Source organism: Sphingomonas mucosissima, from assembly GCF_002197665.1.
GTDB classification, from domain to species: Bacteria; Pseudomonadota; Alphaproteobacteria; order Sphingomonadales; family Sphingomonadaceae; genus Sphingomonas; species Sphingomonas mucosissima.
The window spans coordinates 458,000-482,620 of the sequence record NZ_NBBJ01000001.1 but is presented as its reverse complement, the minus strand read 5'-3'; the positions used below and the strand labels follow the sequence as shown (position 1 = coordinate 482,620).

Here is a 24,621-nt window from a genome sequence, read left to right as displayed (position 1 = left end):
TCGTTCAATTCGTTGCCAAGGGGCTCACGCCGCCTTCTTCTCTTCGTCTGCCTCATCCCGCGGGAACGGGAAGCCGAACAGACGCAGCAGCTCGCGCGCTTCGTCGTCGGTCTTGGCAGAAGTGGTGACGATCACGTCCATGCCACGCACCTTGTCGATGCGGTCATAGTTGATCTCCGGGAACACGATCTGTTCCTTCAGGCCGCAGGCGTAGTTGCCGCGTCCATCGAAGCTCTTCGGGTTCAGGCCGCGGAAGTCGCGGACGCGCGGGAGAGCGATCGTGATGAAGCGGTCGAGGAACTCGTACATGCGCTCGCGACGCAGCGTTACCTTCACGCCGATCGGCATGCCTTCACGCAGCTTGAACTGCGCGATCGACTTCTTCGCCTTGGTGATCACCGGCTTCTGGCCAGCGATCAGCTCCATTTCGGAGGCGGCCTGCTCGACGCGCTTCTTGTCCTGGGTCGCCTCACCGACGCCCATGTTGAGCACGATCTTCTCGATCCGCGGAATCTCGAGCGCGTTCTTGTAGCCGAACTTCTCGATCATCGCCTTTGCGATGGTCTCGTCGTACAGCTTGCGCAGGCGGGGCGTGTAGCCATCAGCCATCGATCTTCTCCCCGGTCTTGACCGCAACGCGGACCTTCTTGCCGTCCTGCGTCTCGAAACGGACGCGCGTCGGCTTGCCATCGGCGGTCACGTGCGCGACCTTCGAGATGTGCAGCGGCGCTTCGAAGCGATTGAGGCCGCCCTGCGGGTTCATCTGCGACGGCTTGGTGTGACGGGTCGCCACGTTCACGCCGGCGACGACAACCTTGCCGTCCTTCGGCATGGCGGCGGTCACGGTGCCCGTTTTGCCCTTGTCCTTGCCGGACAGAACGATGACCTGGTCACCCTTCTTGATCTTTGCGGCGGCCATTACAGCACCTCCGGCGCAAGGCTGATGATCTTCATGTGCTTCTTGCCACGAAGTTCACGCACCACCGGGCCAAAAATACGGGTGCCGATCGGCTCCTCGTTCTTGTTGACCAGCACGGCGGCGTTGCCGTCGAAACGGATGGTCGAACCGTCCGCACGGTGAATGTCCTTGGCGGTGCGCACGATGACCGCGCGATGCACGTCACCCTTCTTCACCTTGCCACGCGGCTGAGCTTCCTTGATCGACACGACAATGATGTCGCCGACGCTGGCCGTGCGGCGCTTGGAACCACCAAGCACCTTGATGCACTGAACCCGCTTCGCGCCGCTGTTGTCAGCGACGTCGAGATTGGACTGCATCTGGATCATTGATCCGCTTCCTTCTCGCTGATGGGGTGGATACCGACCCAGCCCCGCCTTAAAAAAATGACCCCGGCCGCGGTAAACCGCGCCCAGGGGGAGCGGCCCGGTAGCCGCTCCACAGACAAAAGGCAATGCCCCTCAGGGCCCTACCCTCATCTGCTCTCGATCGCCCTTGCCCCTCGACTGGTCTCCGGCATTACCCGGACCCTGGCCGATACTGACAAAAGCGCCCTGGTCTTCGACCCGGGCCTGCGGCTTACGCCGAGGCCGGCTCGTCGATCTCGACCCGCTCCGGCGTCGCATGGGTGTTCACCCGATCGACGACCTTCCAGGTCTTCAGCTTGGAGATCGGCGCGGTCTCTTCGATCCGCACGGTTTCGCCCTGCTTGTACTCGTTCGCCTCGTCATGGGCGTGATACTTCTTCGAGCGACGGATGATCTTGCCGTAGAGCGGGTGCTTCACCTTGCGCTCGACATTCACCACGATCGTCTTGTCGCCCTTGTCGGAAACGACCAGCCCGGTCAGCACGCGCTTTGGCATGTGCTTGGTCCTCTTACTTGCCGGCGGCAGCGGAACGCTGCGCCTGCAGGGTCTTGATGCGAGCGATGTCCTTGCGGACCTCGCGCACGCGGCTCGGCTTCTCGAGCTGGTTGGTCGCCGCCTGGAAGCGCAGGTTGAACTGCTCCCGCTTCAGGTTGCCCAGCTGTTCGGACAGTTGATCGTCCGACTGCCCGTTGAAATCGGTCTTGTTAGCCATCTCACTCGCCTCCGAGGTGCGACGTGTCGCCGAGGCGCGCCACGACCTTGGTCTTGATGGGGAGCTTCATTGCCGCGCGCTCAAACGCCTCGGCAGCGAGCGGCCCCGGAACACCGTCCAGCTCGAACAGAATGCGGCCCGGCTTTACCCGCGCTGCCCAGAATTCCGGCGAGCCCTTACCCGAGCCCATGCGGACTTCGGCCGGCTTGCCCGACACGGGCAGATCCGGGAACACGCGGATCCAGAGACGACCCTGACGCTTGATGTGACGCGTGATCGCGCGGCGAGCCGCCTCGATCTGACGCGCGGTGATGCGCTCCGGCTCCATCGCCTTCAGGCCATAGGACCCGAAGTTGAGCGCGGTGCCGCCCTTGGCGTCGCCGCTGATGCGGCCCTTGAACGCCTTGCGGAACTTGGTGCGCTTTGGTTGCAGCACTTCTTCTACTCCTTAGCGGCGGTCATCGCGCGCAGGGCGCACGCCGGAGGTCTGAGCCTCCATCATCAGGCGATCGGTCGCCGTCGGATCATGGCCGAGAATCTCGCCCTTGAAGATCCAGACCTTGACGCCGCACACGCCATAAGCGGTGTGGGCCTGAGCCTCGGCATAATCCATGTTCGCACGCAGAGTGTGCAGCGGAACACGGCCTTCGCGATAGCTTTCCGAACGCGCGATCTCGGCGCCGCCGAGACGGCCGCCGCAAGCGACGCGGATGCCATCGGCACCCAGACGCATCGCCGACTGCACCGCACGCTTCATGGCACGGCGGAACGCGATACGGCGCTCCAGCTGATCGGCAATGCCCTGCGCCACGAGCTTCGCATCGACTTCCGGCTTGCGGATTTCGACGATGTTCAGCGACACGTCCGAGCTGGTCATCGCGCCAAGCGCCTTGCGCAGCTTCTCGATGTCCGAGCCCTTCTTGCCGATGATCACGCCCGGGCGTGCGGCGAAGATCGAAATACGGCACAGCTTGGCCGGACGCTCGATCACCACCTTGGAGATCGCCGCCTGCGGCAGCGTCTTCATGATGTACTGGCGGATCTTGAGATCCTCCAGCAGCAGGCGACCATAGTCCGCGCCGTCGGCGTACCAGCGGCTGTCCCAGGTGCGGTTGATCTGCAGGCGCAGACCGATCGGGTTGCTCTTATGACCCATTAGGCTTCTTCCTGCTCGCGCACGACGATCCGCAGCCGCGAGAACGGCTTCAGGATGCGGGTGGACTTGCCGCGGCCGCGCGTTGCGAACCGCTTCATGGTGATCGACTTGCCGACCGACGCCTCGGCGACGACAAGCGCGTCAACATCGAGGTTGTGGTTGTTTTCGGCATTGGCGATCGCGGAGGCGAGAACCTTGCGCGCATCAACCGCCATGCCCTTCTTGGAGAAGGCCAGGATGTTCATCGCGTCGCCGGCCTTCTTGCCGCGGATCAGCGCCGCGACCAGGCCCAGCTTCTGCGCCGAGCCGCGGATCTGCGTGCCGACCGACAGCGCCGACTTGTCGTCGACCTTGCGGGGAGACTTAGGCTTGCTCATCAGCGCTTGCCCTTCTTGTCAGCGGCGTGACCCGGGAAGTAGCGCGTCGGCGCAAACTCACCCAGCTTCATGCCGACCATGTCTTCGTTCACCGACACCGGCACGAACTTGCGGCCGTTGTAGACGCTGAACGTCAGACCGACGAACTGCGGAAGGATCGTCGAACGACGCGACCAGGTCTTGATCGGACCTGCGCGGGTGCCCTGATCCTGCGCCACCTCTGCCTTCTTCAGCAGATGAAGGTCCACGAACGGACCCTTCCAGACGGAGCGAGCCATTACTTCTTCCTCGCGTGACGGCTGCGGATGATCATCTTGTCCGTCGCCTTGTTGTGGCGGGTGCGCGCACCCTTCGTCGGCTTGCCCCACGGGGTGACCGGGTGGCGGCCGCCCGAGGTGCGGCCTTCACCGCCGCCGTGCGGGTGGTCGACCGGGTTCTTCGCGACGCCACGGGTAAGCGGACGCTTGCCCATCCAGCGGCTGCGACCCGCCTTGCCGAAGTTCTGGTTCTGGTTGTCCGGGTTCGACACCGCGCCAACCGTGGCCATGCACTCGCTGCGGATGTAGCGCTGCTCGCCCGAGTTCAGGCGAACGATCACCAGTCCGCGATCACGGCCGACGACCTGCACATACGTGCCGGCCGAACGCGCGATCTGACCGCCCTTGCCCGGCTTCATCTCCACGTTGTGGACGATGGTGCCGACCGGCACCTGGCCCAGCTCCATGGCGTTGCCCGGCTTCACGTCGGTCTTCTTGGCGGCGACGATCTTGTCACCAACACCAAGGCGCTGCGGCGCAATGATGTACGCCTGCTCGCCATCGGCATAGCTGACCAGCGCGATGAACGCCGTGCGGTTCGGATCATATTCGATCCGCTCCACGGTCGCTTCGGCGTCCCACTTGCGACGCTTGAAGTCGATGTAGCGATACTTCTGCTTGTGGCCGCCCGCGATGCCGCGGCTGGTCACATGGCCCTTGTTGTTGCGGCCACCCGACTTGCGCTTGCCCTCGGTCAGCGCCTTGACGGGCGCGCCCTTGTGCAGGCCGGAGCGGTCGATGAGGACCAGCCCGCGCATCGCGGGGCTGGTCGGATTATAATGCTTGAGTGCCATCTTACTTGGCCCCCTCGGTGACGTCGATCGACTGCCCTTCCTTGAGCGTGACGATCGCCTTCTTCATGTCCGACCGGAAATAGGGCTTGCCCTTCCAGCGCTTCGTCTTGCCCTTCTGAACGATGGTGTTCACGCCGACGACGTTGACGTCGAAGATCGCTTCCACCGCCGCCTTGATCTCCGGCTTGGAGGCGCCCGGCGCCACCTTGAACACCACGGCGTTCTGCTCGGAGAGAAGGGTCGACTTCTCGGTGATGTGCGGCGCGACGATCACGTCATAGTGACGGTTGTCGATCGCCTTCTGCTGCTGCTTAGCCATTGAAGCGCGCCTCCAGCTTCTCGACCGCAGCGCGGGTCAGCACCAGCGTATCGGCCTTGATGATGTCATAGACGTTCGCGCCAACCGCCGGGAGCATGTCCACGCCCGGCAGGTTGTAGCCGGCGCGGAAGCCCTCGGCCGTGTCGCCGTCGATCACAAGCGTACGCTTGCCGACGTTCAGCGTCGCGAAGTGACCCTTGAGCTCCTTGGTCTTCTGGACCTCGAAGCCATCAAGAACGATCAGCGAGCCGGCCTTTGCATGGCTCGACAGAGCCATCTTGAGACCAAGCGCACGAACCTTCTTGTTCAGGCCCGGATTGAAGTCACGAACGCGGGCGCCGTGTGCCTTACCACCGCCAACGAAGATGGGAGCGCGGCGATCGCCGTGACGCGCCACACCGCCGCCCTTCTGGCGACCGAGCTTCTTGCCCGAGCGGGCGACGTCCGAACGCTCGCGCGTGCCACGGGCAGTGCCGCGACGCTTCTCGAGCTGCCAGGTAACGACGCGGTGCAGGATGTCGGCGCGCGGCTCGAGGCCGAAGACCTCGTCCGACAGCTCGACGTCCGACGCTTCATTCCCGGCGAAGGAGGAAACCTTGACCTTCACGTTCAGCCCTCCTGGCCGTCGGTCGCTTCGGTTGCCGGAGCAGCCGCTGCGTTGTTGCTATTGGCAGCCTTCAGGCCGGCCGGACGCGGAGCGTCGGCATGCGGCTTCAGCTTCACGGCGTCCTTGACGAACAGCCAGCCGCCCTTCGAGCCAGGGACCGAGCCCTTGACGAAGATGAGGCCGCGCTCGACGTCGGTGCCGACGATCTCGAGGTTCTGCTGGGTGCGGTTCTTGTCGCCCATGTGACCGGCCATCTTCTTGTTCTTGAAGACGCGGCCCGGATCTTGGCGGTTACCGGTCGAACCGTGCGAACGGTGCGAAACCGAGACGCCGTGCGTCGCGCGCAGACCGCCGAAGTTCCAGCGCTTCATGGCGCCGGCGAAACCCTTACCCTGGGTACGACCCTGGATATCGACGAACTGGCCAGCCACGAAGTGATCGGCCGAGATTTCCGCACCAACGTCGAGGAGATTGTCCTCGCTGACGCGGAATTCATGGACGACCGCCTTGGGCTCGACTTCGGCCTTGCCGAAGTGGCCGCGCTGCGGCTTGGCAACATTCTTTGCCTTGGCGACGCCTGCACCAAGCTGGACGGCGGTGTAGCCGTCACGATCTGTTTCGCGGCGAGAGACGACCTGAAGCCCTTCCAGCTGCAGGACGGTGACCGGCACGTGGCGGCCATCATCCTGGAACAGGCGGGTCATGCCCATCTTCTTCGCGATCACGCCGGTACGCATGATCCGTAGCTCCTCAACAGAGGCACCCTGAGGCCCATCCCCAAGGTGCTTGTGACCGGCCCTGAAAGGACCGATCAGTTTCGGGCACCCATCAAAGTACTACTTTGACGGGAACCCATCAGCCCGGAATATGCGAAGCGCGCCCCCGTCCCGGGCTGGTTGCCTCTCGAAAGAAGCAGACGGGAGACGCTGTCCCAGCCACCGGAGTGGCTGGCGGTATCTCTTGCTTGTCAGGGGCCCCTTGGGCGTCCCAACCGTTTCCTCACCACGGAAAACGACAAACCCGCGGGACTCACGTCAACCGCGGGATGCAGGCCATTACGCCAGCTTGATCTCGACGTCAACGCCCGCGGCGAGATCGAGCTTCATCAGCGCGTCAACGGTCTGCGGGGTTGGCTGCACGATGTCGAGCATGCGCTTGTAGGTGCGGACCTCGAACTGCTCGCGGCTCTTCTTGTCGACGTGCGGGCCACGGTTGACCGTGAACTTCTCGATACGCGTCGGAAGCGGGATCGGACCGCGAATGAGGGCACCGGTACGTCGGGCGGTCTCGGCGATGTCGCCGGTCGCCTGGTCGAGCACACGATGATCGAACGCCTTCAGGCGAATGCGGATGTTGCTGTCCATAATCCCTACCGATGCGAAAGAGCGGGCCACGTGAACGTGGCTCTTGCTGTTTGTGAATCTGTCGAAGGCGCGGCCAATAGCCATGCCTTCATAAAAAGGCAACCGCCCGGCACACCGAATGGCGCGCCGGGCGGCAGCTTTGCGGCGAACCGCAGATCTTAGGGAAAGATCTTACTTGGAGATCGCGCTGACGACGCCCGCGCCGACGGTACGACCACCCTCGCGGATCGTGAAGCGCTGGCCCACGTCCATAGCGATCGGTGCGATCAGCTTGATGCCCAGAGCGACGTTGTCGCCCGGCATCACCATCTCGGTGCCCTCAGGCAGCTCGACAGTGCCGGTCACGTCCGTGGTACGGAAGTAGAACTGCGGACGGTAGTTGGCGAAGAACGGCGTGTGACGGCCACCCTCTTCCTTCGACAGCACGTACACTTCCGACGAGAAGTCGGTGTGCGGCTTGATCGAGCCCGGCTTGCAGAGCACCTGGCCACGCTCGACTTCGTCGCGTGCAACACCACGGATCAGTGCGCCGACGTTGTCGCCAGCCTGGCCCTGGTCGAGCAGCTTGCGGAACATTTCGACGCCCGTGACGGTGGTCTTGCGGACTTCCGGGTGGATGCCGACGATCTCGACTTCCTCACCCACCTTCACGATACCGGTCTCGACACGGCCGGTGACAACCGTACCACGACCCGAGATCGAGAACACGTCTTCGATCGGCATCATGAACGGCTTGTCGAGCGGACGCTCGGGCTGCGGGATGTAATCGTCAACGGCCTGCATCAGCTCCATGACGGCGTCGGTGCCCAGCTTCTGGTCCGAACCCGACAGTGCGCAGGTCGCCGAACCCTTGATGACGGGGATGTCATCGCCCGGGAAGTCGTACGACGAGAGCAGCTCGCGGATTTCCAGCTCGACGAGCTCGAGGATTTCCTCGTCGTCGACCAGGTCGACCTTGTTCATGAACACGACCATCGCCGGCACGCCGACCTGACGGGCGAGCAGGATGTGCTCGCGGGTCTGCGGCATCGGGCCGTCGGTTGCGGACACGACGAGGATCGCGCCGTCCATCTGCGCCGCGCCGGTGATCATGTTCTTCACATAGTCAGCGTGGCCGGGGCAATCGACGTGCGCGTAGTGACGGTTGGCCGTCTCATACTCGACGTGTGCGGTCGAGATGGTGATGCCGCGCTCGCGCTCTTCCGGCGCCTTGTCGATGTTCGCGAAGTCAACCGCTGCGTTGCCAGCGACGTTCTCAGCGAGAACCTTGGTGATCGCTGCGGTCAGCGAGGTCTTGCCATGGTCGACGTGACCGATGGTGCCGATGTTCAGGTGCGGCTTGGTCCGCTCAAACTTAGCCTTAGCCATTGTTGTCCTACCTTCTGGATTTCCACTTGAGCCGCACGAGGACTCGCCGTGAAGGCGGCCCCATAACGGCTGAATTGCGGTTTCGCAAACCCTCTCCGCCACCTGACCATGTCAGATGGCGGAGAAACGGGTCAGGCCATCTTGGCCTTCACTTCGTCAGCAACGTTCTGCGGCACTTCGTCATAGTGCGAGAACTGCATCGAGTAGCTGGCGCGGCCCTGCGTGAACGAGCGCAGCGAGTTCACGTAGCCGAACATGTTCGCCAGCGGCACCATCGCGGTCACCGCCTGCGCGTTGCCGCGCGTGTCGGTGCCCTGGATCTGGCCACGACGCGAGTTCATGTCGCCGATGACGTCGCCGAGGTAATCCTCGGGCGTCACCACCTCGACCTTCATCACCGGCTCGAGCAGCGTGATGCCGGCCTTCTGAGCCGCTTCACGCATAGCGCCGCGTGCCGTGATTTCGAACGCCAGCGCCGACGAGTCGACGTCGTGGTACGCGCCGTCATACAGAACGATGTCGAAATCGATGATCGGGAAGCCAACCAGCGAGCCGGTCGCAGCCGTCTCACGGAAGCCCTTTTCAATCGCCGGGATGTACTCGCGCGGGATGTTGCCGCCCTTGATCTCATCCTTGAAGACGATGCCAGCACCGCGCTCGCCCGGCGTCAACTTCACCTTGACGCGGCCGAACTGGCCAGTGCCGCCCGACTGCTTCTTGTGGGTGTAGTCGATATCGACCGGCTTCTTCAGATACTCGCGATAGGCCACCTGCGGCGCACCGACGTTCGCCTCGACCTTGAACTCACGCTTCATGCGATCGACGAGGATCTCGAGGTGAAGCTCGCCCATCCCCTTGATGATCGTCTGGCCCGATTCGTGATCGGTCGACACGCGGAACGAAGGATCCTCGGCCGCAAGGCGATTAAGCGCGATGCCCATCTTTTCCTGGTCGGCCTTGGTCTTCGGCTCCACCGACAGCTCGATCACGGGCTCGGGGAATTCCATGCGCTCCAGAATGATCGGGTGCGCCGGATCGCAAAGCGTGTCGCCGGTCGTGGTCTCCTTGAGGCCCGCGATCGCGACGATGTCGCCAGCGCGTGCTTCTTCGATGTCCTCACGCGAGTTCGCGTGCATCAGGAGCATACGGCCGATCTTTTCCTTCTTGTCCTTCACCGAGTTCAGGTAACCGCCCTTGGTGAGGACGCCCGAGTAGATGCGGGCAAAGGTAAGCGAGCCGACGAACGGGTCGTTCATGATCTTGAACGCCAGCGCCGAGAACGGTGCTTCGTCCGAGGACGGGCGCTCATCCGGCGTTTCGCCGTCGAGCTTCACGCCCTTGATCGCAGGAACGTCGAGCGGGCTCGGCAGATAGTCGACCACGGCGTCGAGCAGGGGCTGCACGCCCTTGTTCTTGAACGCGGAGCCGCACACCACCGGCACGAACGCCATGTTCAGCGTGCCCTTACGGATCAGCTTCTTGAGGTCGGCCGTCGACGGCTCGTTGCCCTCGAGATAGGCCTCCATCAGGTCGTCGTCTTGCTCGACGGCCATCTCGATGAGGTCGCTGCGATACTTCGCCGCCTTCTCCGCGAGGTCGTCGGGGATCGGCTGATACTCGAACTTCGCGCCCAGCGACTCTTCAAGCCAGATGATCGCACGGTTCTCGACCAGGTCGACGAGACCCTTGAAGCCGCCTTCCATGCCGATCGGCAAATACAGCACGGCCGGCTTCGCGCCCAGGCGATCGATGATCGACTGCACGCAGAAGTAGAAATCGGCACCGGTACGGTCGAGCTTGTTGACGAAGCACATCCGCGGCACGCCGTACTTGTCGGCCTGGCGCCACACCGTCTCCGACTGCGGCTCAACGCCGGCAACGCCGTCGAAGCACGCAACCGCGCCGTCGAGCACGCGCAGCGAACGCTCGACTTCGATCGTGAAGTCGACGTGGCCCGGCGTGTCGATGATGTTGATCAGATGCTCAGGGCCATTGCCCTCTTCGGCCTTCCACTTGCAGGTCGTGGCAGCCGACGTGATCGTGATGCCGCGCTCCTGCTCCTGCTCCATCCAATCCATCGTCGCGGTGCCTTCGTGCACTTCGCCGATCTTGTAGGACTTGCCGGTGTAATAAAGGATGCGCTCGGTCGTCGTCGTCTTGCCGGCATCGATGTGCGCCATGATGCCGATGTTGCGATAGAGTTCGAGCGGATGGCTGCGGGCCATGGTCGGGCTTTCCTTAGCGATGTGGGGAGCAGGCCCATGGCCGGCTCCCCACGATATAGTTCAGGTGCGTTGCGCTTCCAAGACGGAAGCCGCGGCCATTACCAGCGGTAGTGGCTGAAGGCGCGGTTCGCTTCGGCCATGCGGTGCGTGTCTTCGCGCTTCTTCACCGCGTTGCCGCGGTTGTTGGAAGCGTCAAGCAGCTCACCCGACAGACGCGCGTCCATCGTGTTCTCGCTGCGGCCGCGTGCCGCGGTGATCAGCCAGCGGATCGCCAGCGCCTGCGCGCGCTCCGGACGAACCTCAACCGGCACCTGGTACGTCGCACCACCGACGCGGCGCGAACGGACTTCGATGCCCGGCTTGATGTTGTTCAGCGCATCATGGAACACGCCGAGCGGGTCGCGCTTGGCGCGGGTCTCAACGGTGGTGAGCGCGGAATAGACGATGCCTTCCGCGACGGACTTCTTTCCGTCCATCATGACGGAATTCATGAACTTGGACAGAACCTCATCCCCGTAAACGGGATCAGGCAGGATTTCCCGCTTCTCGGGACGACGACGACGAGCCATCTGGTATCTTCCTTCTAAACTTCAGCCTGGTGATCGAGGTGCCAGTGATCCGGCCCATGCCGGCTGGCGCCGATCGGCTTACTTCGGACGCTTGGCGCCGTACTTGGAACGGGACTGACGACGGTCCTTCACGCCCTGCGTGTCGAGAACGCCGCGCAGCACGTGGTAGCGCACGCCCGGAAGGTCGCGCACACGGCCGCCGCGGATCAGCACCACCGAGTGCTCCTGCAGGTTGTGGCCTTCGCCCGGGATGTAGCTGATGACTTCGCGCTGGTTGGTCAGGCGAACCTTGGCCACCTTGCGCAATGCCGAGTTCGGCTTCTTCGGGGTCGTCGTGTAGACACGGGTGCAAACGCCGCGCTTCTGCGGGTTCTGCTCCATCGCAGGGACCTTGCTCTTGGCCTTCTGCGGTTCGCGGCCCTTGCGGACCAGCTGGTTGATCGTCGGCATTGAAGCCTTCACCTTTCGTATAGGTTACTTTGCTGGAGCCCTGACAGCACTTGGAATACGAAAAGGACCGTGGGGCGGCCGCATAAAGCCACCCGGGTCCTCTAAGCATCCAGCAATGTTCAAGCTTGCGCGCGACGGGTCAGACCCGGCACGAACGGGCGCGGCTATACGCATGGAGCCGCCCGCGGTCAATGCCGGCGCGGGCGGCAACCCTCCCCCGGCGCGATCGTCAGCGCACGGTTTCGAGCAACAGCTTCTCGAACCGCGCCGGATCTTCGACTTGCGGTGAATGGCCGAGCCCTTCCATGCGGATCAAGGCGCCGTTTGGCATCTTGCGCACGGCATCGGGCGCGAGCTGCGGAATGGCTTTCAGGAACTGCTGAAGCGACGCCGGCGCCTGGCCGCGCCCGAACGCGGTGCGATCCAGCGTGCCGACAATCACCGTCGTCGGCGGCTTGAGGCGGTATAATTCGTGAACCACCGGCTGGGTGCGAATCATCTCGCTCGTTTTCGCCTGGGCGAGCGCGACCGTGTCACGACCCGCGCCGCCATACATGCCCGCCTGCATCCAGACCCAGCGATCGTAGGCCGGCTTCCACGTACCGTGATAGTAGTTCGCCTGCTGGTACGCCTTGATCGACGCATAGCTGGTCTTCCGCTCGGCCGCCCAGAGTGCGTCAACGTCGACGTAAGGCACGCCCTCCTCCGAACGATCGACTAGGCCCAGCGGGTTGACCAGCACGAGTCGGTCCACCGCCTCCGGGAACATGATGGCGTAACGCATCGCCAGCATGCCCCCCATCGAGTGGCCAACCAATGTTGCCCGGCTCACCCCGCGCGAAACCAGCAGGCGGCGCGTGTTCTGCGACAGCATCGCAAAGCTGTATTGCGTGGCGCGCGGCTTGGACGATTTGCAGAAGCCGATCTGGTCAGGAACGATCACGCGGTAGCCGGAACGGCTCAGCGCGCGTGCACTGGACGCCCAGGTCGCGCCGCAGAAGTTCTTGCCGTGAAGCAAAACAACGGTGCGCCCGTTCGGACGCTCCGCGGCGATATCCATGAACGCCATGCTGGCCGGTTCGCCGACCACATCCACGGTCATGGTCTGCACCGGCCATGGATAAGTGAAGCGTTCTAGGTTCGGCCCAAGATTGTGCTCATCGTGGGCCGCGCCCATCAGCGCGGCCGCTGCCGTGAGCGCCCCGATCGCCTTTCCGCCCTGCATTGCCATCTTCCCCCCGGTTGAAGATGACCGCCGTTAACTTTGTTTCGTCCCCGACACCATCGCTGTTGTGCAGATAGCGCGCCACATCAGTTTACGCGGGTGCCGCCCTTGATGACGGCAGCCGGGCGTTCGAGAACCGTCACGTCGGCCAGTGGATCACCGGAAACGGCCACCATGTCACCAAAACGACCCACCGTGATCGCGCCGACATCCTTGCTGCGGCCAAGCGCATCCGCTGCCGTGACCGTGGCGGCGCGGATCGCCTGAAGCGGTGTCATCCCGTATTGGACCATGATCCGGAACTGCTTGGCCGCATCCTTGTGCGGCATCACGCCGGCGTCCGTCCCGAACACCATGTTCACGCCGGCGGCAGTGGCCTTGCGGAAATTGTCGCGCTGGATCTGCGCCACCTCGCGGTCCTTGCGCAGATTGTCTTCCAGAACGCCGTTCTTCGCGCCTTCGGCCTGGGTATAATCGGTATTGTAGATATCCATGGACAGGTAGGTGCCGCGCTCCTTGGCGAGGCGGATGCCCTCGTCGTCGATCAGGCTGGCGTGCTCGATCGTGTCGATGCCGGCGCGAATCGCCGCCTTGATCCCGGCCGCGCCATGCGCATGGGCGGCCGTCTTCAGGCCCCATTGATGCGCCTCATCGGCGATGCCCTTCAGCTCCGCTTCGGAGAGCTGCTGCTGACCAGGCTCGGTGTTGCGGCTGAAGACACCGCCGGTCGCGCAAACCTTGATCACCTCCGCGCCATATTTGCGCTGCTCGCGTACCCGGAAGCGAAGTTGATCGGGCGTATCGCCGACTGCCTTGCCATGCTGATCGAAGGAGGGCGGGAAGAAGGTGCTGTCGCAATGCCCGCCAGTCGCGCCCAGGGCATGCGCTGCGGGCACGATCCGGGGCCCGACCATCAGCCCTTCCTCGATCGCCTGCTTGTAGGCGACATCGTTGTAATTCTCCGACCCGACATTGCGCACGGTGGTGAAGCCGGCGCGCAGCATCGCTGCGGCATTGCCTACTCCCTGGGCGGCCCAGAAATTGTCGGTGAACTGAAGCCCGGTGTAGCCGCCATATAGCGGCGTGCTGTCAAGATGGACGTGCATGTCGATCAGCCCGGGCACGAGCGTCACGTCGCCGAGATCGAGCTGCGTCGCGCCGGCAGGCGCCGCCCCGCCGATGGCGGTGATCCGCCCATCCGTGACGGTGATGACCGGCCGCTCGACGATCCGTCCCTTGTCGACGTCAAGCATCCGAGCGGCCGTGATGACCACCGTTTCGGCGCCGGCGGGAACGGCCGTCAGAATGGCGGCAGCGGCAAGCAACATGGACTTCAAAGAACACCCCCCAAGGCAACCATGACGCGGTGCTGTTCACGCGCGACACTGGCCATGTCGATCAAGAACCCGACCCACATCGCCATCAGAAACGCGACGGAGACGAGATAGGCAAGAAAGCGCCATTGCACCTTCTTCGGTCCGATGTGGATAAAACTGTGGATAGATCGTGAAAAAACAAACAGCCAGGCGAGCGTCACCTGCACATAGTTCGCCTGACCCGTCAGGATCAGCAGCGGCACCAGCGCGAAATAGAGCACCGGCATCTCGAACAGATTGGCGAGATTGTTCGCCGGCATCTCGACCGGCAGGAAATAGCGACGCGCAGCCTCTCCGTCGGCGAAATCCGCCGGGCGCGGCGGGCTATGGCGCATGTGACGGATGCGCTGGACGAACAAGGTGAACCAGACCACGAAGACCAGAGCGACTAACGCGAAGGTCGGCCACAGTAGCTCAATCACTGCCATTCGCCCCTCCCCCTTGCACCAGGCAGCGCAGCATGGCGTGCTTTGCTGGCGGAGAAAAGCCTAAGCGGTCAAGCGACCGGACTACTTCAGGGGAACAATGACCTCGTCGGGATGCGCGACGTTCAACTCGCGGCGCACCAGCTCGTCCACCATGTCCGGATTGGCATGCCGGGGATCCAGCAGCGCTACGCGGTTGCGGAGCAGCTCGCGCTTCTGATCAAGCGCGGCGTAATGAAGCTCTCGCTTGGCGACCAGACGCTTATAGTCGCCATAGGCCAGAAGCCCGTTGGCACCGAGCACCGCATAGCCGCCGAAGAACGCCATCACGAGCAGCGCAGCCGCTGGCCACGCAGCGCGCTTCAGGACAGCGGAAAGTGACGAAGGCTTACGGCGGCTCACCGGCTGATTTTCGCCGAAAGCCTTCGTCAATTCAAGCGGTTTCACCGCGAACGAAGCACATCCCGGCCAGCATAAGCGGCAACCGTGCCAAGCTCTTCCTCGATGCGGATCAGCTGATTGTACTTGGCGAGCCGGTCGGAGCGCGCCAGGCTGCCCGTCTTGATCTGCCCGCAATTGGTGGCGACGGCGAGGTCGGCGATGGTCGAATCCTCCGTCTCGCCCGAGCGATGGCTCATCACCGCAGTGTAGCCAGCCCGCTCGGCCACCCGGATCGCTTCCAGCGTTTCGCTAAGCGTGCCGATCTGGTTGACCTTCACGAGCAAGGAGTTGGCGAGCCCGCGGGAAATCCCGTCGCGCAAGCGCGCCGGATTGGTGACGAACAGATCGTCGCCGACAAGCTGCACCTTGCTGCCCACGGCATCCGTCAGCGCCTTCCAACCTTCGAAATCGTCTTCGGCCATGCCGTCTTCGATCGAAAGGATCGGATAGCGCGCGACGAGATCGGCGAGGTAATCGGCCATGGCCCCGGGCTCCAGGGTCAATCCCTCGCCCGAGATGACGTACTTGCCATCCTTGAAAAATTCCGTGGCCGCGCAATCGAGCGCCAGCATCACGTCGTCACCCGGCGTATAGCCCGCCTTTTCGATCGACTGCATGATGAAGTCGAGCGCGTCCGTCGTGCTGGCGAGGTTCGGCGCAAAGCCACCCTCGTCGCCGACTGCCGTCGCCAGGCCCTTTTCATGCAGGCCCTTTTTCAGCGTGTGGAAGATTTCCGATCCGCAGCGAACTGCCTCCAGGATGCTGTCCGCACCCACTGGCATGATCATGAATTCCTGGAAATCGATCGGGTTGTCAGCGTGTTCGCCGCCATTGATGATATTCATCATGGGGACCGGAAGCACATGTGCGCCCACCCCGCCGACATAGCGATAGAGCGGCAGCCCACGCGAATCCGCCGCAGCCTTTGCCACGGCAAGACTGACGCCCAGGATGGCATTGGCGCCCAGCCGGCCCTTGTTCTCGGTGCCGTCCAGCTCGATGAGCGCAGCATCGATCTCGATCTGGTCCTCGGCTTCCAGGCCGCGGATGGTATCGGCGATTTCACCGTTCACCGCCTCAACGGCGTTGTCCACGCCCTTGCCTAGCCAGCGGCTCTTGTCGCCATCGCGCTTCTCGACCGCTTCGTGGGCGCCTGTCGACGCGCCCGACGGCACGGCGGCGCGACCAAAGCTGCCATCCTCAAGGAACACGTCAACTTCCACCGTGGGATTGCCCCGGCTGTCGATGATCTGGCGGCCTTGCAGGTCGATGATTGCGGTCACGTAACGATCCTTCTACGATGGCGAGGACGGGTTCGCCCTGCCCGATAACGAGCCCTGAACGCCGCGGCAATTCAGGATGGAACCTCGGTGCGCGCCTCGGGGTTCTCCGATCGATCAAGGAAGGATTCCCCAATGGCTGACGAAAACAACAAGCCGACAAACGATCAAGACGTCGCGCCGGTGATCGCTGATCCCTTCGCGGCGACGGACGCCCTTCAGCCGAGCGACCCGCTGAAGGGCATGGACAGCGATGCTGGCGATCCGCTGGCGAGCCCGACAACGGCAGACGCCCCCAAAGGCGGCGCAAACGCGCAGAAGGGTAAGGCTGACGACGAGCAGCAAGGGAACAAGGACAGCGGCGCTTCGGCATCCCCGCGCCAGGCGATCAGCGACGGTATCGTGAAGCTGAAGGGCGAGGCCGGAGATCGCGCCCGCACTTTCGCCGATCAGGGCAAGGCCAAGGCCACCGGCGCGCTCGACCAGATCGTGGCGATGCTGAATGACGCCGCCGGCCAGGTCGACGAGAAGCTCGGCGAGCAATATGGCCAATATGCCCGCAATGCCGCCGAGCAAGTGCAGGGCTTTTCCTCCTCGCTGAACGATCGCAGCGTCGAGGATCTGCTCGACGATGCCCGCGATCTCGTTCGCAAGAGCCCCACCGCAGCGCTCGGCATCGCCGCAGCGATCGGCTTTGCAGCGGCGCGCCTTGTATCTGCCGGACTTGATAACCGCGACGAGGCGTAACCCCGATGTTGCTGGAAAGAGCCGGCGCGGAAGAGGCCGGCATTGGCCAGCTTGTCTCGCAGCTTGCCGGTGACGCGCGAGAGGCGGCGCAAGCTGAGATCGCGCTGGTCAAGGCGCGCGCTGCCTTTGCCGCCACCCGTTACAAGTGGGCGGCGGTGTATTTCGGCGCCGCCGGAGTGCTTGCCTTGGCCGCGTTGATCGCGTTGCTCGTCGGCCTGATCATGACGCTTGCCACGCTGATCGGGCCTGGCTGGGCCACGCTGGCAGTCGTGGTTGGCGTTCTGGTGATCGCCGGAATTCTCGGCCTCATGGGCAAGGCGCAGCTGACCAGAAAGGCCGCATCTTGAGCACGGACCCACAGGCAGCAACCGTCACGCTGGCGGAGGAGCGCGCCGCTGCTGCTCGACAGAAGTTGAGCAACAGCGTCGCCACGTTGCAAGCGCGCCTGGATCCGCGCGTTGTAGCCCGCGACGCGGTCGAGAACCTTCAGGAAAGCGGAGAGCGGGCGCTGCGAACTGGGGTGCAGCGCGCGCGCGCTCATCCGGACCGTATCGTTTGGGCAGTGGCGCTGACAATCGCCTGGCTCACCCGCCGAAGGATCGCCACCGCCCTTTCCCGCAAGCGCTCGCGTGATGCCGAAACCGCCGCGCAGCTAGCGCGTTCTATCCCTGGTGACTGGCCTGAGCGGCCGAGAGGATAAACAAATGACTGACGCCCGTAACGAGACCGCGAACAAAACCGACGGCAACGATCAGCACGAAACGCTGCGTGATCGCGCAAGCCATGCCTACGAGAACGCCGTCGCCCGTGCTGGTGAAACGGCGGGCACGTCGCGGGAAGCGGTGCGTGACGCAGCCCACCAGGCTGGTGACTTCGTCGAAAGCAATCCGCTTGGCGTCCTTGCCGGCGGCCTGGCCCTAGGTGCACTTGTCGGCGCGCTGGTCCCGCGCGGCGAGCGCGAGAAGCAGCTGCTGGCGCCCGCCGGCAAGAAGATCGGCCTTGCTGCCGTTGCTGCCCTCGCAGCAGCCAAGGAAGCCGGGCGCGGTGAGCTCGAAGAGCTGGGGCTGACCAAGGATGGCGCCCGCGAACAAGCGAAGTCGCTGCTTCAGGGCGTGGCAAATGCCGCAACCCACGCCGGCACCGCTGCCGCAGAGGCCGGCCGCGAACAGATCAAAACGACGCATTGATGGGTTCAAACCCGGACGCCTAGACGATAAAGGAGCCGCTATGAGCAAGCTTCACCTCGTCTTTGGCGGCCGGGTCTCCGACCCCCGCACCCTGGATTTCGCCGATCTGAAATCGATCGATATCGTCGGTGTCTTCCCCGACTTCGCTTCGGCCGAAAAGGCATGGCGCGCTGCCGCTCAGCGCACCGTGGATGATGCCGAAATGAAATATGTCGTGGTGCACCTGCACCGCTTGCTCGAACCGGACCTGCTGAAGCCGGCCGGCGAGTAAGAACCGCCGTTCGCGACAGAGGTCGCGGGCGCGCTGATCAGACCACTTGACGGTCGATCCTGGCACTGGCCGGGATCGACTTTATGCCACTGACAATGTTAAGCGCCGTGGCGCCGCCGCAGCGGCGCCGTCCGGCTCAAATGAATTCGATCTTGGACACGACGTAGTACCGCTCGCCGGCCGGCACCGAGACCTCGACCTCATCATCAACGCTGCGGCCGATCAACGCACGGCCCATGGGCGAATTGTAGCTGATCCGACCCGATTTGGCGTCAGCCTCGGTCTGGCCGACGATCTGGTACTTCACAGGCTTGTCGTCTTCGTCGAGCAACGTGACGGTTGCGCCGAACACGATCTTGTCGCCCGACAGGTCACGCGGATCGATGATCTGTGCGCGCGACAGCTTGTCCTCGATATCGGCGATGCTCGCCTCGATCTGACCCTGGCGCTCCTTGGCGGCATGATATTCCGCATTCTCTGACAGATCGCCATGAGCGCGCGCTTCCTCGATCGCATCGACGATCTGTGGCCGCTCGATCTTCAGCCGTTTCAGCTCTGCATTCAGCCGTTCATAGCCTTCCTGCAGCATCGGCATCTTCTCGACGGTCGCCATTCGCGCCTAATCCTTCAACAAAGCCTTGAGCCCCGAGCGGCACCCTTTCGGCCGCTTCGCACGTTATCGTAAATTGTCGGGGATCAATTGTGCGGCCGTGAATAATAGGATTGAAGCGGCCGTACTTCAAGGTTCCCCGTTGCCGAGGTGATCGCCTTTGCCGCCTGAATGCTAGCTTGGGCGGTGGTGAAGTAGGGGATCTTCTGGTTGACGGCCGAAGCGCGGATCGGCTGCGAATCCTTCAGGCTCTGCCACCCCTCGGTCGTGTTGAAGATCAGCGCGATATCGCCGTCCTTGATCCGATCTACGATGTGCGGGCGCCCCTGCGCCACCTTGTTCACCAGTTCCACCGGGAGGCCGGCACGCTGCAGGTGATCGGCGGTGCCGCCCGTGGCAACAATGGTGAAGCCGGCCTCGACCAATTCGCGGATCGCGGGAACGATCGCCGACTTGTCGCTATCCTTTACACTGACGAACACCGCGCCGGCCTTGGGCAGCACATTGCCGGCGCCTAGCTGCGACTTGGCAAAGGCAGTCGTGAAATCGCGATCAATTCCCATGACTTCGCCAGTGGATTTCATTTCTGGTGAAAGCACCGGATCGATCCCGGGGAAGCGATTGAACGGGAACACCGCTTCCTTTACCGCGAAATAGTCGATGTTGCGATCGATCGTCGGCAGGTCCTTCAGCTTCTCGCCCGCCATCACGCGCGCGGCGATCTTGGCGATCGGCGATCCGATCGCCTTGGCGACGAAAGGCACCGTGCGGCTGGCACGCGGGTTGACCTCGATGAGGTAGACCTTCCCGTCCTTCACCGCGAATTGGATGTTCATGAGGCCGCGCACGCCGAGACCATGCGCCAGCGCCTCGGCCTGACGCTCGATCTCGGCGATGATCTCGGCAGGTAGCGAGTAAGGCGGGATTGAGCAGGCACTGTCCCCCGAGTGCACGCCGGCTTCCTCGATATGCTGCAGCACGCCGGCGACTACGACATCGTCGCCATCGCAGATCGCGTCCACGTCCACCTCGATCGCGTCACGCAGATACTGGTCGATCAGCACGGGCGCGTCGCCCGACACCTGAACCGCGGTCTGGATGTAATCCTCCAGCTGCTGCGGCCCGTCTACGATCTCCATTGCGCGCCCTCCGAGCACGAAGCTCGGGCGCATCAGCACGGGATAGCCGACGCGCTCGGCGACGTTCAGCGCCTCTTCGCGGCTGCGGGCGATGCCGTTGTTGGGCTGAAGCAGGCGCAGCTTGTCGACCAACGCCGCGAACTGCTCACGGTCCTCCGCAAGGTCGATCGCGGAGGGCGAAGTGCCGAGGATCGGGATGCCCGCCGCCTCGATCGCGCGCGCCAGGTTCAGCGGCGTCTGGCCGCCGAACTGCACGATGACGCCGACGAGCTCACCCTTCGACTGTTCGACGTGCAGGATCTCAAGCACGTCCTCGGCCGTCAGCGGCTCGAAATACAGGCGGTCCGACGTGTCATAGTCGGTCGACACCGTCTCCGGGTTGCAATTGACCATGATGGTCTCATAGCCGGCATCGGCCAGCGCGAAACAGGCGTGGCAGCAGCAGTAATCAAACTCGATGCCCTGCCCGATCCGGTTCGGCCCGCCGCCCAGGATCACGATCTTGCGGCGATCCGATGGCATCGCCTCATTCTCGGGCTCGCCAAAGGTCGGCGCTTCATAGGTCGAGTACATATACGGGGTCTTGGCGTCGAACTCGGCCGCGCAAGTGTCGATCCGCTTGAACACCGGACGCACGCCAAGCTTGTGGCGATGCTCGCGCACCTCCTGCTCGGTCACGCCGCCGGTCATCGCCTTCACGGCTTCGTGGATCAGGCCCGACCCTTGCGCGATGCCCCGGCGCATGCCGCGCAGGTTCGCCGACTGCAGCGCAAGCCAAGCGAGCCGCTTGTCGCTGAACCCCATCGCCTTCAGGCGGCGCATGCCAGCCGCGTCGATCGGCAGGCCGTTGCGGCACACTTCTTCCTCGGCGCGAACGATCTCCTCGATCCGCTCCAGGAACCAGGGGTCGTACTTGGCGATCGCATGCACCTCGGCGACGGTAAAGCCCTCCCGCAGTGCCTGGGCGGCAACCAGCAGGCGATCGGGCGAGGCAACGGCAAGCGCCGCCTCGATCTCGGCTCGGGGCGCGCCGACGAGTCGCTCGACGCGATCGAAGCCGCTGAGGCCGGTCTCGAGGCCACGCAGCGCCTTTTGCATCGATTCGTGAATATTACGCCCGATTGCCATGACTTCGCCGACGCTCTTCATTGCGGTCGACAGCACCGCCTCCGCGCCCTTGAACTTCTCAAAGGCAAAGCGCGGGATCTTGGTGACGACGTAATCGATCGTCGGCTCGAAGCTCGCCGGCGTCGCGCCGGTGATATCGTTCTCGATCTCGTCGAGCGTATAGCCGACCGCCAGCTTCGCCGCGACCTTGGCGATCGGAAAGCCAGTGGCCTTGGATGCGAGCGCCGAAGAGCGCGACACGCGCGGGTTCATCTCAATCACGATCAGACGGCCATCCTTCGGATTGACTGCGAACTGTACGTTCGAACCACCTGTTTCCACGCCGATTTCGCGCAGCACCGCAATGCTGGCGTTGCGCATGATCTGATATTCCTTGTCGGTCAGCGTCAGCGCCGGCGCGACGGTGATGGAATCGCCCGTGTGGACGCCCATCGGATCGATGTTCTCGATCGAGCAGATGATGATGCAATTGTCCGCACGGTCGCGGACCACCTCCATCTCATATTCCTTCCAACCGAGCAGCGATTCCTCGATGAGCACCTCGGTGGTCGGGGACGCGTCGAGGCCCTTGCGGACGATCTCGAGGAACTCCTCGCGGTTGTACGCGATGCCGCCGCCAGTGCCGCCAAGCGTGAACGATGGCCGGATGATCGCCGGGAGCCCGGTCTTCTCCAGCGCCTCCAGCGCCTCCGCTTCGTTATGCGCAACGGCCGAACGGGCGCTTTCCAGTCCGATCTTGTCCATCGCGTTGCGGAATTTCTGCCGATCCTCGGCCTTGTCGATCGCCTCGGCATCGGCGCCAATCATGGTAACGCCGTACTTCTCCAGCGTGCCATCATGGAAAAGCGCCAGCGCGGTGTTGAGCGCGGTCTGCCCGCCCATCGTCGGGAGCACCGCGTCGGGCCGCTCCTTCTCGATGATCTTGGCGACAATCTCCGGCGTGATCGGCTCGACGTACGTGGCGTCGGCGAGCTCGGGATCGGTCATGATCGTCGCCGGGTTCGAATTGACCAGGACGATGCGATAGCCCTCTTCCTTGAGCGCCTTGATCGCCTGCGTGCCCGAATAATCGAACTCGCACGCCTGACCGATGACGATCGGCCCGGCGCCGATGACGAGGATGGAGGAGATGTCGGTGCGCTTGGGCATATGTCTCTCTTGGTCCTACTCGGCGGCGCCCGCCTCGGCGCCGATTGGCGCGAGGCTGGCTCCCGAAATCTTCTTCACTTCAGCGGCGATGCAGGCGGCGGCCTTTTCGGCAGCCGACGCTGGCATGTCGCCCGGCAATTCCAGCGTCACGTCCGCCGCCGATGTTGCCTTCAGCCGCGCTTTCTCCACCCCGCATGTGTTCGGGATCGAGGAAAGCCGCGCCTGCAACTGGTGCTGGTTCGCCGGGGCGGCCTGCGAACAGGCGGTCAGGGCGAAAATCAGCACCGGGGCAGCAAGCCGGCCCGGCGTGATCACCGCAGCGAACCCACGAACCGTTCGAACAGGTAGAAGCTGTCCTGCGGCCCAGGGCTCGCCTCTGGGTGATACTGCACGCTGAACGCCGGCTTGTCGGTCAGCTCCAGCCCGGCGTTGCTGCCGTCGAACAGCGACACATGCGTCTCGCGGGCGTTCGCCGGCAGGCTGTCGCGCTCGACGGCGAAGCCGTGATTCATGCTGGTGATCTCGACCACCCCGTCGTCGAGGCGCTTCACCGGGTGATTGGCGCCGCGGTGGCCTTGGAACATCTTGGTCGTGCGCGCACCGACGGCGAGGCCGAGCAGCTGATGGCCAAGGCAGATGCCGAACAGCGGCTTGCCCGTTTCCAGCAGGCTCCGGATCACCGGCACCGCATATTCGCCGGTCGCGGCAGGGTCGCCCGGGCCGTTCGACAGGAAGATGCCGTCGGGGTTCAGCGCCATGATCGAGTCGAAATCCGCCTCTGCCGGCACCACCGACACCTTCGCGCCTGCCTGAACAAGATTGCGGAAGATGTTGTGCTTGCTGCCGTAATCGATCGCGACGACGTGCGGGCGATCCTCGCCCTCGACACCGTCATAGCCGAAGCCGAGTCGCCAAAGGCCACCGGCGCGATCGTCGCCCCACGTGCCGTGCGTCTCGCGGGTTACTGCCTTCGCGAGGTCCATGCCCTCTAGCCCCGGCCATTCGCGCGCCATGCTGAGCAGCAGGTCGAGATTGAACTTCCCTTCCGCCGAATGCGCAACAACGCCGTTGGGCGCGCCGCCCTCGCGGATGCGACGCGTGAGCGCGCGCGTGTCGATCCCGGCCAGGCCGATCCGGGTGTGGCGCTTCATCCAGCCCTGGAGGTTTTCGGCAGCGCGGAAGTTCGACGGCGCGGTTGGATCCTCGCGCACGATCATGCCGAGCGCATGCGGCTCATCCGCCTCAACGTCATCAGGGTTCGCGCCAACGTTGCCGATGTGCGGAAAGGTGAAGGTGATGATCTGACCGGCGAAGCTCGGGTCCGTCATGATCTCCTGATAGCCGGTCATCGCGGTGTGAAAGCACACCTCGCCGACCGCCTGCCCTTCCGCGCCGAATCCACGCCCCCACAGCACATCGCCCGTTGCCAGAACGAGGACGCCCGTGGCCCCATCGGGCTTAGGCGCGTGCGAGGGTATTGCGTCGGCCATGGTGGCGGGCACTCCTGGGATAAGCGGCGATGTACGTTAAGTGGGGCGCGCTAAACTCGCCCCTCGGCCGCGTCAATCTGATATGGGCCCACCCATCATGATTCGAGACGATATCAAGCAAGCCCAGATCGCCGCCATGAAGGCCGGCGACAAGGAATCCCGCGCCGCGATCAGCCTGATCCAGGCAGCGATCAAGAATCGCGACATCGAAGCCCGCACCCAGAGCAACGCGCCCGATGACGATGCGCTGGTGGTCGAAGTGCTGCAGAAGATGAAGAAGCAGCGCACCGAATCGATTCAGATGTTCCGCTCCGGCGGGCGCGAGGAGCTGGCCAAGGCGGAAGAGGCCGAGGTGGCGGTGATCGATCGTTTCCTGCCTAAGCAGCTGGACGAAGCGGAAACGGCCGCCGCGATCGAGGAGATCAAGGCCGATATCGGTGCTGTCGGCATGAAGGACATGGGCCGCGTCATGGCCGAGCTGAAGGCGCGCCACGGCAGCGTGCTCGACATGTCCAAGGCTAGCGGCCTGGTGAAGGCAGCGCTGGCATAACCGGAACGGCCCTCCTGC

Annotated in this window: 33 protein-coding genes; 6 read left to right on the top strand and 27 right to left on the bottom strand. The window is 63.8% G+C overall.

Going from position 1 to position 24,621, the window contains the following annotated elements; all coding sequences use genetic code 11:
• Positions 1 to 24: 24 nt before the first annotated feature.
• The 23 genes from rplE to eno form a co-directional block, all read right to left on the bottom strand.
• Positions 25 to 609 (bottom strand): 50S ribosomal protein L5, encoded by a 585-nt coding sequence (gene rplE / locus SPMU_RS02285; RefSeq protein WP_088331534.1) that lies wholly within the window; start codon positions 607 to 609, stop codon positions 25 to 27.
• Positions 602 to 919: a 50S ribosomal protein L24 gene (rplX, locus tag SPMU_RS02280; RefSeq protein WP_066776767.1), complete on the bottom strand. Its 318-nt coding sequence runs from the start codon at positions 917 to 919 to the stop codon at positions 602 to 604. The genes rplE and rplX overlap by 8 nt, the downstream gene beginning before the upstream one ends.
• On the bottom strand, positions 919 to 1,287 hold the full coding sequence (rplN, locus tag SPMU_RS02275; protein ID WP_017979484.1) for a 50S ribosomal protein L14: 369 nt from the start codon (positions 1,285 to 1,287) through the stop codon (positions 919 to 921). Before rplN ends, rplX begins: the two co-directional genes overlap by 1 nt.
• A gap of 250 nt (positions 1,288 to 1,537) precedes the next feature.
• A complete protein-coding gene (gene rpsQ / locus SPMU_RS02270; protein ID WP_088331532.1) occupies positions 1,538 to 1,822 on the bottom strand; it encodes a 30S ribosomal protein S17 in 285 nt (94 codons plus the stop codon).
• Between the two features lie 13 nt (positions 1,823 to 1,835).
• Positions 1,836 to 2,039 carry a 50S ribosomal protein L29 gene (gene rpmC, locus SPMU_RS02265; protein WP_066776776.1) on the bottom strand — a complete coding sequence of 68 codons (204 nt, stop codon included), beginning with the start codon at positions 2,037 to 2,039 and terminating at the stop codon, positions 1,836 to 1,838.
• Position 2,040: 1 nt separating this feature from the next.
• Complete coding sequence (gene rplP, locus SPMU_RS02260; RefSeq protein WP_088331530.1) at positions 2,041 to 2,475, bottom strand: 50S ribosomal protein L16; 435 nt, start codon at positions 2,473 to 2,475, stop codon at positions 2,041 to 2,043.
• Between the two features lie 12 nt (positions 2,476 to 2,487).
• A complete protein-coding gene (rpsC, locus tag SPMU_RS02255; protein ID WP_088331528.1) occupies positions 2,488 to 3,195 on the bottom strand; it encodes a 30S ribosomal protein S3 in 708 nt (235 codons plus the stop codon).
• On the bottom strand, positions 3,195 to 3,572 hold the full coding sequence (rplV, locus tag SPMU_RS02250; RefSeq protein ID WP_088331526.1) for a 50S ribosomal protein L22: 378 nt from the start codon (positions 3,570 to 3,572) through the stop codon (positions 3,195 to 3,197). Before rplV ends, rpsC begins: the two co-directional genes overlap by 1 nt.
• A complete protein-coding gene (rpsS, locus tag SPMU_RS02245) occupies positions 3,572 to 3,850 on the bottom strand; it encodes a 30S ribosomal protein S19 (RefSeq protein ID WP_088331524.1) in 279 nt (92 codons plus the stop codon). The genes rplV and rpsS overlap by 1 nt, the downstream gene beginning before the upstream one ends.
• On the bottom strand, positions 3,850 to 4,683 hold the full coding sequence (gene rplB / locus SPMU_RS02240; RefSeq protein ID WP_088331522.1) for a 50S ribosomal protein L2: 834 nt from the start codon (positions 4,681 to 4,683) through the stop codon (positions 3,850 to 3,852). The genes rpsS and rplB overlap by 1 nt, the downstream gene beginning before the upstream one ends.
• A gap of 1 nt (position 4,684) precedes the next feature.
• A complete protein-coding gene (locus tag SPMU_RS02235; protein ID WP_088331520.1) occupies positions 4,685 to 5,002 on the bottom strand; it encodes a 50S ribosomal protein L23 in 318 nt (105 codons plus the stop codon).
• A complete protein-coding gene (gene rplD / locus SPMU_RS02230; RefSeq protein WP_088331518.1) occupies positions 4,995 to 5,609 on the bottom strand; it encodes a 50S ribosomal protein L4 in 615 nt (204 codons plus the stop codon). The genes SPMU_RS02235 and rplD overlap by 8 nt, the downstream gene beginning before the upstream one ends.
• A 2-nt stretch (positions 5,610 to 5,611) precedes the next feature.
• Positions 5,612 to 6,346 (bottom strand): 50S ribosomal protein L3, encoded by a 735-nt coding sequence (rplC, locus tag SPMU_RS02225; protein ID WP_088331516.1) that lies wholly within the window; start codon positions 6,344 to 6,346, stop codon positions 5,612 to 5,614.
• A 318-nt stretch (positions 6,347 to 6,664) separates the two neighbouring features.
• Complete coding sequence (gene rpsJ, locus SPMU_RS02220) at positions 6,665 to 6,973, bottom strand: 30S ribosomal protein S10 (protein WP_088331514.1); 309 nt, start codon at positions 6,971 to 6,973, stop codon at positions 6,665 to 6,667.
• 171 nt (positions 6,974 to 7,144) lie between these two features.
• The gene (tuf, locus tag SPMU_RS02215; RefSeq protein WP_088331512.1) at positions 7,145 to 8,341 is read right to left on the bottom strand and encodes an elongation factor Tu; all 1,197 of its coding nucleotides are present in this window, start codon (positions 8,339 to 8,341) and stop codon (positions 7,145 to 7,147) included.
• A gap of 131 nt (positions 8,342 to 8,472) precedes the next feature.
• The gene (gene fusA, locus SPMU_RS02210; RefSeq protein WP_088331510.1) at positions 8,473 to 10,566 is read right to left on the bottom strand and encodes an elongation factor G; all 2,094 of its coding nucleotides are present in this window, start codon (positions 10,564 to 10,566) and stop codon (positions 8,473 to 8,475) included.
• A gap of 98 nt (positions 10,567 to 10,664) precedes the next feature.
• Complete coding sequence (gene rpsG, locus SPMU_RS02205) at positions 10,665 to 11,135, bottom strand: 30S ribosomal protein S7 (RefSeq protein WP_088331508.1); 471 nt, start codon at positions 11,133 to 11,135, stop codon at positions 10,665 to 10,667.
• Between the two features lie 78 nt (positions 11,136 to 11,213).
• The gene (gene rpsL, locus SPMU_RS02200) at positions 11,214 to 11,585 is read right to left on the bottom strand and encodes a 30S ribosomal protein S12 (RefSeq protein WP_029936467.1); all 372 of its coding nucleotides are present in this window, start codon (positions 11,583 to 11,585) and stop codon (positions 11,214 to 11,216) included.
• Between the two features lie 229 nt (positions 11,586 to 11,814).
• Positions 11,815 to 12,810, bottom strand: a complete 996-nt coding sequence (locus SPMU_RS02195; RefSeq protein ID WP_088333105.1) for an alpha/beta fold hydrolase — start codon at positions 12,808 to 12,810, stop codon at positions 11,815 to 11,817.
• A gap of 86 nt (positions 12,811 to 12,896) precedes the next feature.
• The gene (locus tag SPMU_RS02190; protein ID WP_088331505.1) at positions 12,897 to 14,138 is read right to left on the bottom strand and encodes a Xaa-Pro dipeptidase; all 1,242 of its coding nucleotides are present in this window, start codon (positions 14,136 to 14,138) and stop codon (positions 12,897 to 12,899) included.
• 5 nt (positions 14,139 to 14,143) lie between these two features.
• Positions 14,144 to 14,614: an MAPEG family protein gene (locus tag SPMU_RS02185; RefSeq protein ID WP_088331503.1), complete on the bottom strand. Its 471-nt coding sequence runs from the start codon at positions 14,612 to 14,614 to the stop codon at positions 14,144 to 14,146.
• 81 nt (positions 14,615 to 14,695) lie between these two features.
• Complete coding sequence (locus tag SPMU_RS02180) at positions 14,696 to 14,938, bottom strand: FtsB family cell division protein (RefSeq protein WP_088333104.1); 243 nt, start codon at positions 14,936 to 14,938, stop codon at positions 14,696 to 14,698.
• A 116-nt stretch (positions 14,939 to 15,054) separates the two neighbouring features.
• On the bottom strand, positions 15,055 to 16,335 hold the full coding sequence (gene eno, locus SPMU_RS02175) for a phosphopyruvate hydratase (RefSeq protein WP_088331501.1): 1,281 nt from the start codon (positions 16,333 to 16,335) through the stop codon (positions 15,055 to 15,057).
• Between the two features lie 132 nt (positions 16,336 to 16,467).
• On the opposite strand from eno, the gene SPMU_RS02170 reads away from it, so the two are divergent.
• From SPMU_RS02170 to SPMU_RS02150, 5 genes are read left to right on the top strand one after another with little or no spacing between them, the layout of a single operon-like run.
• Complete coding sequence (locus tag SPMU_RS02170) at positions 16,468 to 17,079, top strand: hypothetical protein (protein WP_088331499.1); 612 nt, start codon at positions 16,468 to 16,470, stop codon at positions 17,077 to 17,079.
• Between the two features lie 5 nt (positions 17,080 to 17,084).
• Positions 17,085 to 17,426 carry a phage holin family protein gene (locus tag SPMU_RS02165; protein ID WP_088331497.1) on the top strand — a complete coding sequence of 114 codons (342 nt, stop codon included), beginning with the start codon at positions 17,085 to 17,087 and terminating at the stop codon, positions 17,424 to 17,426.
• Positions 17,423 to 17,779: a DUF3618 domain-containing protein gene (locus tag SPMU_RS02160; protein ID WP_088331495.1), complete on the top strand. Its 357-nt coding sequence runs from the start codon at positions 17,423 to 17,425 to the stop codon at positions 17,777 to 17,779. Before SPMU_RS02165 ends, SPMU_RS02160 begins: the two co-directional genes overlap by 4 nt.
• Positions 17,780 to 17,783: 4 nt before the next feature.
• On the top strand, positions 17,784 to 18,266 hold the full coding sequence (locus SPMU_RS02155) for a DUF883 family protein (protein WP_088331494.1): 483 nt from the start codon (positions 17,784 to 17,786) through the stop codon (positions 18,264 to 18,266).
• A gap of 40 nt (positions 18,267 to 18,306) precedes the next feature.
• Entirely contained in the window at positions 18,307 to 18,537 is a 231-nt protein-coding gene (locus SPMU_RS02150; RefSeq protein ID WP_088331493.1) for a DUF4170 domain-containing protein, read from the top strand.
• A 136-nt stretch (positions 18,538 to 18,673) separates the two neighbouring features.
• Here the strand turns inward: SPMU_RS02150 and greA are convergent, their stop codons facing one another.
• The 4 genes from greA to carA form a co-directional block, all read right to left on the bottom strand.
• The gene (gene greA / locus SPMU_RS02145; protein ID WP_088331491.1) at positions 18,674 to 19,150 is read right to left on the bottom strand and encodes a transcription elongation factor GreA; all 477 of its coding nucleotides are present in this window, start codon (positions 19,148 to 19,150) and stop codon (positions 18,674 to 18,676) included.
• A gap of 83 nt (positions 19,151 to 19,233) precedes the next feature.
• On the bottom strand, positions 19,234 to 22,563 hold the full coding sequence (carB, locus tag SPMU_RS02140) for a carbamoyl-phosphate synthase large subunit (protein ID WP_088331489.1): 3,330 nt from the start codon (positions 22,561 to 22,563) through the stop codon (positions 19,234 to 19,236).
• Positions 22,564 to 22,578: 15 nt separating this feature from the next.
• Positions 22,579 to 22,878, bottom strand: coding sequence for a hypothetical protein (locus SPMU_RS02135; RefSeq protein ID WP_088331487.1), 300 nt, complete (start codon positions 22,876 to 22,878; stop codon positions 22,579 to 22,581).
• Complete coding sequence (gene carA, locus SPMU_RS02130) at positions 22,875 to 24,053, bottom strand: glutamine-hydrolyzing carbamoyl-phosphate synthase small subunit (RefSeq protein WP_088331485.1); 1,179 nt, start codon at positions 24,051 to 24,053, stop codon at positions 22,875 to 22,877. Before carA ends, SPMU_RS02135 begins: the two co-directional genes overlap by 4 nt.
• A gap of 97 nt (positions 24,054 to 24,150) precedes the next feature.
• On the opposite strand from carA, the gene SPMU_RS02125 reads away from it, so the two are divergent.
• Entirely contained in the window at positions 24,151 to 24,603 is a 453-nt protein-coding gene (locus SPMU_RS02125) for a GatB/YqeY domain-containing protein (protein ID WP_088331483.1), read from the top strand.
• Positions 24,604 to 24,621: the final 18 nt, after the last annotated feature.